This is a genomic window from Allobaculum sp., assembly GCF_047010065.1.
Classification (GTDB): Bacteria; Bacillota_I; Bacilli_A; order Erysipelotrichales; family Erysipelotrichaceae; genus Allobaculum; species Allobaculum fili.
On the sequence record NZ_JBKXLD010000003.1, the window covers coordinates 39633 to 51324 of the forward strand.

Genomic DNA, 11692 nt, shown 5'->3' on the forward strand with positions numbered 1-11692 from the left:
TTCGCCCCATAGAAAAAGCCCTCTGGCTTCTGGGCAGAACATTCTGCCGGAAATCAGAGGGCTGCCGCCTTGAGAGAGCGGCACTTTCTCGTTTCTGGTATTACGCAAAACGCGTTTCAACCGGGCCAAGAAAGAATTTTATTTCAGGTTTTTCAAAGCCGAAGCGTCCGGTTTGCGGCGGACGTCCATCCAGGCTTTGTTCAGCGCTTTTGCGGCCGCGTCGATTTCACTTTGCGACTGCGCTGTCATGGCCGCTTTTGCGGGAGCAAGAGCGGTCTGAAGACGATCCCATCCGCTCGAAACAAACGCGTCGGAATCCGCGGCTTCGACGGCGCGAATGACAAGTTCGAGAAGCGTGGTATTCACTAATGGACGTTCTTTCAGCGCCGCATAAGCCGCTTCGTAGACGTCTTTTTTCGCGGAGATGACGGTCTGGCTGGCTTCTTCCGGTTTTTCCAGTTCCGCCTCAAGGGCCGTTCTGGCATCACGATACGCTTGGGCGCTGGCTTCGGTATAGCGGCTCAGATCCAGATCCTTATTCGCGTTGAGCGCCGTGAAGGCTGCGTTGGCGGTTTTGACGAGATCGAGCAGATTGACAAGGCCTTCCGCAGCCTGATCGACATCTTCCTGACTTTCAAAATCGTCTTCACTCAGATCCATGAACTGAGAATGAATCATTCCAAAATACGATGTCCAGGCAACGCTGAGCTGCGTATCCGAATCGTTCAGGAAATCGCCAAGCGCCTTGACCTGCGCGTTGAGTGCATCGAGATTGAGGACTGGTTTGGCGACCAGAGCCTTTCTGGAATCTTCATACGCGTTTTGCTTGCTGGCAATCTGCGCTTTTTTCGCAGTGGCCGGAGCGGCCAGTTCGGCTTCAAGCGCCTGTTTTGCGGCAGTGTATGCCTGCGCGGTTTCATCGGTATACAAGCTCAGATCGATCGCTTTGTTCGCATCGAGAACCTGGAACGCCTTGGATGCGATATTGGCTGTATCGAGAAGGGCGTTCAGTTCAGCAGCCTTGGCATCCGCGTCTTCCTGCGTTTTGAAGGCGCCGGAATCGAGAGCGCTTTGCGCCGCAGCTCTAGCTTCGTTCAAGTACGCCGTCCATGCCGAAGAAAGCTTCGCGTCTTCGTCTTTTGCGAGCGTTTCGATTTGCGTCATCGCTTCGCTGAGCGCTTTCGTATCGAGTACCGGTACGTCAACGTGTTCGCGGACGATTTTTGCATCGCACCAGTCGACGCAGTCATCGTTCTGGCTGCCGACCTTGTCCGCATACAAAATCAGCGTGTTCACACCGGTGACATCAAAGGAAACGTATTTGCCTTCTTTGCCCTGTACGATCGTGCTGGCATCGTACAGTACGTTTTCATCGGAAATGGAGTCTTTGTAGAACGTAAACTTCGCGCCATCGCGGCCGGTCTTTCCGTCCTTCAAATAGTCGATGCCAACCCAGGCACGGAAGATCAGCGGTTTGTCCGTTTTGGGCAGCTGAGTCAGATCGTAGACAATTTTCGCATTCGCGTTGGCAGACAGACCTTTGTCAAAGACAGCTGGCTTGCCGGCCAGACGCAGAGAAAGATTTACACTCGATGCAGCGGTGCCGGAATCGGCCTTGTTAATGTGAATGCCGCCCCAGCTGCTTTCGCTGGCGTTGGCATCAAAGTTCAGAACATCGAAGTCTTCGCCCTTTTCCATGGCGCCTTCGACGCCTTCACCCGTTAAATACCAGATATCGTATTTCGTATCCGCATTGGCGGTTTTCAGCGTCATTTCGGCTGTAACGCCCGATTCATCCGCGGCAGTCGCGGTAATCGTCGCGCTGCCTTCCCTGAGGAAGACGGCTTTGCCGTCCGTACCGATGTGAAGAATTTCCGGATGATCCGTGCTGAATGTGACATCTTTATTTGTTGCGTTTTCCGGTTCCACCGTGGTGCCCAGCGTAAAGGCTTCGCCGACAGCCGGCGTTTCGGGAATGCCGGTCATCGTGATGGAGGAGACCGGAATTTCCGGATCCTTGAGACCGCCCAGTTCTTTTAAGAGGGCCAGGTCTTCGTCATCGAGCTGGTTGTTGAAGTTTAAATCCGCAGCCCGGACGTACAGAATGTCCGGGTTTTCTTCTTTGCGAAGCGAATCAAAGCGCGTGACATCGGCTTCGGTTACGGCCGAATCGGCGGAGCCGTCGATATCGCCGTTGACGGCGATTTTCAGTTCATCGAGCTTATTGCCGTCCTTGAACAGGCGCAGCCAGTAGCCGGTACCGGCCGAAGCGTCTTCGCTCTGTTCGCCGCCCATGGCTTCCGCCATTTCGAGCGTGCAGCCTTCGGCCACATCGATCATTTCGCAAATCTGGGCGAACGTCGTTTTCGGGGCAATGCTGTACAGAATCTTGTTCGTACCATCGAGCTTGGCGCTGACGCCGGCTTTGAGGCGGATGGATTCCGTCTGCGGCTTGTCGGAAGACGGGCGTGTCAGCTTCATATCGCCCCACGAAAGCATGTCGTGTCCGTTTTTGACATTCTTGTCGACATACAGGGTGATTTCTTTTGCCCCATGCACATCGACATCGAAGTAGTAAGCGTCCTGATTATGGTTGAGCAGATTGCTTCGGGCGACTTCGACGCCGTCCACGAGAATGGCCGCGTAGCAGCCGTCCTGGGTCCGGTTCTTTTCGAGGTCAATGCCCGCGTAGCCCTGCAGACGGTCGATGTCGAGATTCGACACGTCAAAGTAGAGCCAGGAATCCGAGTTGACGCCAAAGCCTTTTTCAAAGCGCTGTTCGGCGCCGTCGACTTTCAGGCGGATCGGATTGCCGCTGTTGTTTTTATCGACATGAATGCCGTTGTAGCCGGAAGAGGAACGGCTGGCGTCGTAGCCGATGTCCGAAAGGTAGTACTCGCTCGAGCAGCTGAGTTCGATCGTGTACGTCTTTTCGTAGCCATTGGTTTTCTTCGCGTGAATCTGGAGCGTTCCCGGAACGCTTTCCGGTTTCACGACTTCGACGGTGACGTCCTCGCCGTGATCGACCGTGACTTCCGGCACTTCACTCTGATCCGCATTCAGCTCAAACGTATAAGCAGAAATCGCGGAATTCCAGTTGGTGACGGTTTTATCGCCGATGGTAACGCCCGTAACGAGTTCGGTGTCGTCAGGGATGTCAACGCCGGTAATGGCTTCGATGTCATCGCTCGAAGATACTGGACGCAGATGATAGCTGTACGTATACGGATGATCCGTTCCGAGACGGTATTTGCTTAAGGTGGCCGGACCGCAGCTGGCGGTACCGAGACCCATCTGGGCGTAGTCGATCGTCAGTACAGTCGAATCCTTTTTCGTCAGTTCGTACGGATGCGCCGCCTGATCGAGATCTTCCTGCGTGTAGTGCAGCGCGGACATCGAAAGCAGATGTTCGTCCGCATCGACGAGCAGACCTTTGCCGGAACTGTCAGTTAACGCCATCCAGCGCACGTCGGTCTTGTTGCCGGTTTCCTGCGGATAGACGAAGCTGACGAACTGATTGTCTACCGTATCCGTCCAGATGCCGGCATCGTATCCGGTTTTGCGGTCAGCGTAGGAGTCTTCCTTGCCGTTGCCATACCACGTCATGTTTTCCAGCGACGAATCGAGTTCGAGACGGTTGCCGACGCGCAGCAGTTCGCCCATCTGGCCAGACGGCGCAAGGCTGCTCTGCACGAAGACGTCACCGCTCGAGGTAATGGAATACGTAATCGAATCCTTGGAGTTTTTCGCTTCGGGCAGGATGCGTTCGACGGTGACATAAATCGTCTTGTCGCCTTTGGAGACGCTCGTGTGAATCTGCGCGTTTTTGTTTGCGTTTTTCCAGGCGCCGTCGACGCCTTCTTTTTTGTCGTTGTCGGTATAGGCACGCCAGTAGTTGGGTTCAAGCGGCGCGGCGATCAGTTCCTTGCCGTCCACTTTAAAGGAGTTCAGTGCGCCCTGTTCGAGATCAAAGCCGACCGACCAGTTTCCTTTGGAAACGGTCAGCGCCGTCTCGCTCTGTTCAAGATCGGCGTCCGTAAAGGCGTTGTCCGCACTCTGATCAAAGGCATGGTTTCCTGCCGCCAGACCGGTCGGGCTGACATCAAACTGGGCAGCCGCGTACACGTCGCCGGCTTTCGCCCAGACGGTGTCTTCCTTGTACGTAAAGGAAATGTTGAGCAGCAGCTCATCCTTATCGTCCAGGCTGTCCGGCTGCGTCCAGTTCACCTGGAAGGTGCCGTCGGCTTTGGGCGCGATCGAGACGTTATCAACGATTCCGTTTTCGATGGTTTTGCCGTTTTTGAGCAGCTGCCACGAGCAGGAATACTCGTCGGTATTCGTATCGATCAGCTCGTTGCTCAGGTGAATCACGTGCGCATCCTGTTCATCGAGAGACATCTGGAAGCCCTGATAAATGCGTTTGACTTCCTGGGCTTCCGGCTGAAGCGTGCGGTCAGGGGAGATGATGCCGTTGACGCAGAAGTCGGAGTTGCCCGAACGCCAGGCGGTGTAATCGCCGGTATTCCAGTCGCCGTCATAGCCCCAGTACGTGGTTTTGCCGTCCCACTTGCCGTCCTGAATGAGCGGCGTATTGAAGCTCTGGTCGACCCAGTCCCAGATAAAGCCGCCCTGCAGGTTGCCGACGGAGCGGATCTTTTCCCAGTAGTCGATCATGCCGCCGCCCGAGTTGCCCATCGTGTGCAGGTATTCGCACATGATGTACGGACGGTCGCTGCTGCGCATTTTGCTGATTTCGGGGTACATATTGGATTCGACCTGAACCAGCTCGTTGGCGTTCCAGCCCTGATAGTGAATGACGCGGGAAGGATCGGCGTCATGGAAATATTCAAGTTCTTTCTGGAGCGACTGACCGGCACCGGTTTCGTTTCCTGGCGACCACATGATGACGGACGCGTGGTTTTTATCGCGTTCGACCATGCTGATGGCGCGGTCTTCTGCCGCTTCAATGTAGCCTGGCAAATCGCCCGGCACGCCGTACTGGCTGCGGCCGTTGTGGCTTTCCACGTTGGCTTCGTCCATGACGTACAGACCGTACTCGTCGCACAAATCGTAGAACACGGGATCGTTGGGATAATGGGAAGCGCGGACCGCGTTAATGTTGAGCGACTTCATGAGAAGGATTTCCTTTTCCATCTCTTCTCGAGTCAGATAGCGGCCGGTAGCCGGATTGTTTTCGTGGCGGTTGACGCCATACAAATAAATTTCTTCGCCGTTGACGCGCAGTCTGGCATCGGTCGAACCGCGATCGGTCACTTCCACGGAGCGGAAGCCGACTTTGATGGCGGTCAGATCGTGCGTCGTTTCGCCCTCACTCAGCGAGAGAACGAGCGTATACAGATTGGGATGTTCGGCATTCCACTTTTTGACATTGGGGATCGTCGTTTCCATGGAAACCGTCTTTTCCTCGGTATCCAGCAGGGCATCTGTCGAGACTTCGCCGACTTTGTTCTGCCTGTCGTCGTATAAAACGGCGTTCAGCTTCAGATTGCGATCGGTCGTATCAAAGCGGCGCAGATCGGCTTCAATGCTGAGCTTTCCGTCCTTGCTGTCGTTGACAAACGTATTGGACAGCGCGGTGAAGTCTCGGATTTCGACTTTGTCCTTGGCGTCGAGGGAAACGTCGCGGAAAATGCCGGACAGGCGAAGCATGTCCTGGTTTTCGATGTAACTGCCGTCGCACCAGCGGTACACTTCAACGGTCATCACGTTGTCCGCGCCCTCTTCAAAATTCAGCGCTTTGGTAATGTCAAAGCCCTTGGCGGAGAACGTGTCTTCGGAATAGCCGATGTACGTGCCGTTTACCCAGAGGTACATGGCGGATTCGACACCCTGGAAATTGGCGAACACTTCCTTGTCTTTCCAGGAAGGATCAATCGTAAAGTGCTTGCGGTAGGTGCCGACCGGATTGTACTGTTCCGGCGCCGTTCCCGCCTTCTCCTTGCGGCCTTCGATGCTGATCCAGGGATAGTTCTGGTTGGAGTAGATGACCGGATCGTATTTCCAGGATCCGTCCTCCTTCACATACGTCTGCCAGCTGCGCGGAACGCTGATGTCATCCCACGAAGAATCGTCCAGGTCGACGGAATTAAAGCCGTTAATCGTCGCCTGTGCCCGGCCGGCTGGATTGATGGCCCAGTGAAATTTCCAGTCGTCTCCATTGAGCAGCTTATGATAGCTGGATGCAGCGGGGTTTTGCGCCAGCGCCTGGTCCGCTGAATCGTAGCGCCAGAATGTGGCGCGCGCCTTTTCCCGGTTTACCTGAAAGACGCCTGGATTGTCTGTCCACTCCCGCGTATCCGATGTACCGGTATCGGTATCGGCAGCCGCAATCGGCATCGCGGAAAGCAGACTGGAACAGGAAAGAACCATGGCCAGGCTTCCCTGCATCCATCTTCTGTATTTCATAATTTCCAAAATCCTTTCTAGCGGGAAAGCGCCGCAGATCCTGCAGTAAGCGCTTTCGTCCTAGTTTCCATTTTGAGCGTTTATTTTTTAAAATCAAATTCTTTTTTTTCACAAACTCTTTTAAAACGCCTGTTGACTGGAAGAGATCGTGACGCTATTTATTTCCCGTTTTGCACATGATTTTGCGAATTGACGATACTTTTTCTGTACATTCGTCCCGTATGCAGGCACGTTTTTTCGTGTTTCTCAGCCGCAAAATTTCCGTTCTAAATGAAAAAAGGAGAAGGCGTTCCGCACCTGTGCGGACGTTTTCTCCTTTTGCATTTCCTGTTCGTAAACTTTGACAATGGCTTCGGCTGAACTGGCGGCTTTCCCCGTTTTGCGCGGACTTTCTATTGGGTCAGCGCGTTCGTTTGCGAGCTTGCTCCAAAATAAAACCAGCCGGGGATTCCGGCTGGCTGTCTGTTTCAAATGTTCTACTGGTAGTAAATGAAGTTTCCGTATTCGTCGTAGTAGCCGAGATTTTCATCCGGCAGAGCTTCCTGCTGCGCGTTGGGATCTTCGGCCGGCTGTTCGGCTGCAGAATCCTGCGCAGGCGCCTGCGGCGTCTGAGCTTCCTTCTTGCGCACCTGTTCGGCGAGTTCCGGATTTTTCGGCTGGGTAATGTGATCCACCACAAAGTCGCTGGCGGCCGCGGTTTTCAGCAGCTTGGTGAAGTGCCAGCCGTCGGCGGGATGCTGATCGTCGACGATGTAGTTGTAAGCGGAAATTTCCAGATCGTAGTTTTTACCGTTTTCCGAATTCGTGAAGTACGTATCGATCGGCAGGTAGTTGTTGACGATGTCGTACGCCTGGCGGCACGCTTCTTCGAGAATCGCGTTGTCCGCATTGTCGACCATGTTCAGGTTGACGCGCAGGGTGGCGGATTCGAGATTGATCGTGGCGCTTTCTACGCCGCCGATCGTAAGCAGATCGCCCTGAATGGCATTCATCTGCGAATCCTGAATGCGCGGCTGCAGGTCGTTGACGCCAAAGCGATTTCCTTCAACGGGGTGGTTGTTGCCCTGTGCACTGGTCAGCAGGACGTAACCGACAATGAGGAACGGAATCAGAATGATGATCAGAGTAAACCAGACGAGCTTGTGGCCCTGTTTGACTTTCTCCTTTTTCGGCTTTCTGACCCGTTTCGTTTTTTTAGGTGTATCGGGCATAGTTCTCTCCAATTCATTTCCATCAGCTGCCTCAGGCAGCAGTATTTTTTCGTGTCCGGTTCTGAGCTCTCTCAAAAACCAACACAATCATATCACACGAAGACTTTTGTGATGGCTGAGGCCGGCCGCGTGAACAAACTGTTAGAAAACTCCGGTTTTCCCTTTGTTCAAAGGGAGAATTTACCGTTTGTTCAGTTCCTGAACGAGCAGACCGTTGGCCTTTTTCGGGTTGGCCTGGCCTTTGGACGCCTTCATGACCTGACCCATGAGAAAGCCGACAGCACGGTTTTTGCCGTTCTTGAAGTCTTCGATCGATTTCGGGTTCTGATCGAGTACGGTGTTGATCAGCTCGAGCAGCGCGCCGTCATCGGACATCTGCTGCATGCCTTTGTCCTTGATCACCTGATCCGGATCGGCGCCCTGCATGACGTCTTCAAAGACTTCCTTGCCCTGCTTGCCGGAAATGGTACCCTCTTCGATGAGGTTGACCAGACGGGCGATCGCCTTGGCGGAAGCCGGATTTTTCGTAAAGTTCAGGCCGTTTTTATTGAGCCAGGCGCTCAGATCGCCGATGACCCAGTTGGCGGCCTTCTTGGCGTCTTTTGCATCAGCCATCACGGATTCGTAGAAGTCGGCCATATCGCGGTCGTTGACGAGAACGGACGCGTCGTAATCGTTGAGGCCAAACTGCTTTTTAAAGCGTTCGAGGCGCTGTTCGGGCAGTTCTTCGAGCGAGTTCTGGATTTCCTCGATCCACTTTTCATCAAGACGGATCGGGAAAATGTTCGGTTCCGGGAAGTACTTGTAGTCGACATTGCCTTCTTTTTTACGCATGAGCACGGTCGATTTGGTCGGCTCATCGTAGCGGCGGGTGGACTGTACGATTTCTTCGCCGGCATCCAGCGCAGCGTTCTGGCGTTCGATTTCCGCCTGAACGGCTTTCTGCACGTTGGCGATCGAGTTCAGGTTTTTGATTTCGACTTTCGTTCCGAGTTTTTCGGGATCGTCGGAAAGCGAAATGTTAATGTCGCAGCGCATGGAACCTTCTTCCATCTTGACGTCGGAAACGTTCAGATAGAAGAGCGTGCGGCGCAGCGCTTCGACATATGCAGCCGCTTCGGCTGCGGAATGCATATCCGGTCGGGAAACGATTTCGACAAGCGGCGTGCCGGCGCGGTTGAAGTCGATGTACGTGCCGGTGTCCTTATGGAACTGCTTGGCCGTATCTTCTTCCATGTGAATGCGCTCGATGCGCACTTTCTTTTCCCCTTCATCGGTCTGGATGAGCACATAGCCGTCCTTGCCGATCGGGTGGAACTGCTGGGTGATCTGGAAGCCTTTGGGCAGATCGGAGTAGTAGTAGTTTTTCCGGTCGAATTTGACGAGCGGGTCGATCGTGCAGTGCAGACCGGTGCACGCTTTAATAGCCAGGCGGACCGCTTCCTTGTTGACGCAGGGCAGCGTTCCCGGATGACCGAGGTCGATGACCGAAGTGTTGGTATTGGCCGGATCGCCGAAGGCTACCAGCGCTCCGGAAAACATTTTCGTTTTTGTTTTCAGCTCGCAATGGATTTCAATTCCAATGGTTACTTCACGCGGCATGCCGGTTCCTCCTTAAAGTCAATGATTTTCTCGAGCGCAGCGGCCACATCCAGAAGTTCCTGTTCCTGGAAGGCAGGGGCGTTCAGGTTAATGCCAAACGGCAGACCGTTATCGGCCAGAGAAAGCGGCATCGTCAAAGACGGATAGCCGGAGAAGTTGGCCAGCTGCATATGCTCTTCTTCGAAGCGGTCCTTGCCAAAGCGGACATCGCTGCTTTCTTCAATGAGCGGCGCGGTATCCGGTGCGGCCGGGGCAAGCAGCACGTCGCACGAGTCGAACAGTTCTTTCCAGGCGTCGACGAGCAGACGGCGGATTTTCTGCGCCTTGCGGAACAGGCGGTCCTGGTTTTCTTCAAAAAGGGTGTAGGAGCCGATCACAAAACGGGCGCGCACGTAGCTTGAGAAACCGGCGGTACGGGAATTGGTCATGACTTCTTCGACCGATCCACCCGGCTTGCGCACACCAAAGCGGATGCCGTCCAGGTTGGAATGGTTGGCCGTCGCTTCGGCGTTGGCAATCGTCTTGTATACGGGCGCGATGAGATTCATCAGCTTTTCATCCATATACAGATCCACAGCTTCTGCACCAGCTGCCTGAATTTTTTCAACGAGTTCGTCAAAATCCTTTTTCAGTTCCGGGCGGGCGATGCGATCGCTGACGGTACGGAAAATACCGATTCGCTTGCCCTTTAAATCCGGATTGAGATTTTCTTTATAGTGTTCGACCGGCAGAAAGGAGCTGGTCATGTCATGATCGTCGCGGCCGGCGAGCACTTCGAGCGCTTCGGCCGCGTCTTCGATAGTGCGGGTAAAGAAGCCGACGGTATCGAGCGAAGAGGCATACGGAATGATGCCGTAGCGGGAAATGCGTCCATAGGTCGGTTTGAAGCCGACGACACCGCAGAAGGCAGCCGGCTTACGGATGGAGTCGCCGGTATCGGTACCGATGGCAAGGGGCGCGCAGCCGGCAGCCATCAGGGCCGCACTTCCGCCGGAAGAACCGCCGGTAATGTGGGCGGGATTCCACGGGTTGCAGGCCGGACCGGTCGATGCGTTGCGGTTGGTCCCGCCCATGCCGAGTTCATCCATGCTGGACTTGGCGACGATGACGGCGCCAGCGTTTTTCAGTTTTTCAACGATCGTGGCATCGTAGACCGGCACGTAGTTGTCGAGAATTTTCGAGCTGGCGGTCGTACGGATGCCTTTTGTGCTGACGTTGTCCTTGAGGACAACCGGAATGCCAGAAAGAAGGCCCTGAACGGGTTTTTCCTGCGGTTCGCTTACGATGGTGACCGCCGCGTTCAGCGTCGGCTGGAGCGCCTCAATCTGGGCTGCGGATTCGTTTGGAGTCAGACGGGTTTTCATTTATTTCACCACCTTTGGAACATGAACGTGTCCCATGCGTACATCCGGCACGTTCTCAAGTGCTTCCTCGCGGGAGAGCACATCGCATACGGTATCTTCCCGTAAAAATACGGTTTCGTCTTCAAAGGGATAAATCATCGGTTCCACCCCTTCGGTGTCGATACTCTCGAAGAGTTCAACCTGGGCTTCCACCGCCTGAAAGTCCTTTTTAAGCTCTTCAATTTCCGCATCGCTCAGATCAAATTTCAGATCCGAGGCCAGTTTGCGAAAATATTCGGTTGAAAATTTTTCCATCGGTTTCCTTTCTTTCTGTGCTGTTCTGTTTATCTGGCCGGAAAACCGGCTGAAAACGAGCGGCCTGTACGTTTCGCTGGATTCAAAGGGCTTTTAAAGCCGCCGGATCCGAAAAGCAGAAGCCTCTCGTTTCTGTCTTAGTAAATGCTCATGACCTTGACGCTCTTCGAATCGGGTGCGCGTTCGAGCAGAGCGCAGACGTCGCTGTTGTTTTCGATAATCACTTTATACGTGCACGTCGTATCGGTAAACGCCGAAAGATCTTCGCGCACGGACTGAATGACCGCGAGAATCTCGCTGACCGTCTTTCCGTGGGCCGTGATATGAATCGTCAGCCGCACGATGGTGCCGTCCTGCACCTTGGCTTCGCCGGTCGTATACGTCGCGTCGGACAAAATCGACATGACCTGCTGGCGGAACGTTTCAAATTCCTGCGCCATTTCCGGATGGGCCTGGCTGAACTGACTGGATGGAACGATCAGATACTCTTCGTGAAGGGTATTGACCTGCGAGTTCTGGCCGCGGAAGTATTCGGTGAAAATATAGCCGCCCTTGGAGTGGCTGTTTTCATCGGTGTTGAGCTGGTAAGCCGCGATGAAAATCGGCACATCGGGTGAAATCTCGTTAAAGCGCTCGCGCAAATAGGACACGATTTTCGTTCCCGTCTGGGTAAGAAAGTTTTCCATTTTCTCCGGGGCGATTTCAATGCGCTGACCATCCTGCGTCACCGCATCGGAGACGGCCAGGCCAATGGAAATGCCCTTGAGCGTATCGCCCGAATAAAAGTCGAGTTCG

The 11692-nt window shown here is 54.2% G+C and carries 6 protein-coding genes; all 6 read right to left on the bottom strand.

All coding sequences use genetic code 11. From position 1 onward, the window contains the following. Positions 1–138 precede the first annotated feature (138 nt). Positions 139–6426: a glycoside hydrolase family 2 TIM barrel-domain containing protein gene (locus tag ACLUYS_RS00625; protein WP_412658642.1), complete on the bottom strand. Its 6288-nt coding sequence runs from the start codon at positions 6424–6426 to the stop codon at positions 139–141. A gap of 476 nt (positions 6427–6902) precedes the next feature. Further along, complete coding sequence (locus tag ACLUYS_RS00630; RefSeq protein ID WP_230267544.1) at positions 6903–7637, bottom strand: hypothetical protein; 735 nt, start codon at positions 7635–7637, stop codon at positions 6903–6905. A gap of 180 nt (positions 7638–7817) precedes the next feature. Continuing rightward, a complete protein-coding gene (gene gatB / locus ACLUYS_RS00635; protein ID WP_230267545.1) occupies positions 7818–9239 on the bottom strand; it encodes an Asp-tRNA(Asn)/Glu-tRNA(Gln) amidotransferase subunit GatB in 1422 nt (473 codons plus the stop codon). After that, positions 9224–10603, bottom strand: a complete 1380-nt coding sequence (locus ACLUYS_RS00640; RefSeq protein WP_288338902.1) for an amidase family protein — start codon at positions 10601–10603, stop codon at positions 9224–9226. Before ACLUYS_RS00640 ends, gatB begins: the two co-directional genes overlap by 16 nt. Beyond that, complete coding sequence (gene gatC / locus ACLUYS_RS00645; RefSeq protein ID WP_230267547.1) at positions 10604–10897, bottom strand: Asp-tRNA(Asn)/Glu-tRNA(Gln) amidotransferase subunit GatC; 294 nt, start codon at positions 10895–10897, stop codon at positions 10604–10606. Positions 10898–11034: 137 nt separating this feature from the next. Then, positions 11035–11692: CamS family sex pheromone protein (locus tag ACLUYS_RS00650; protein WP_412658644.1), on the bottom strand; the 658-nt coding region annotated here is incomplete at its 5' end.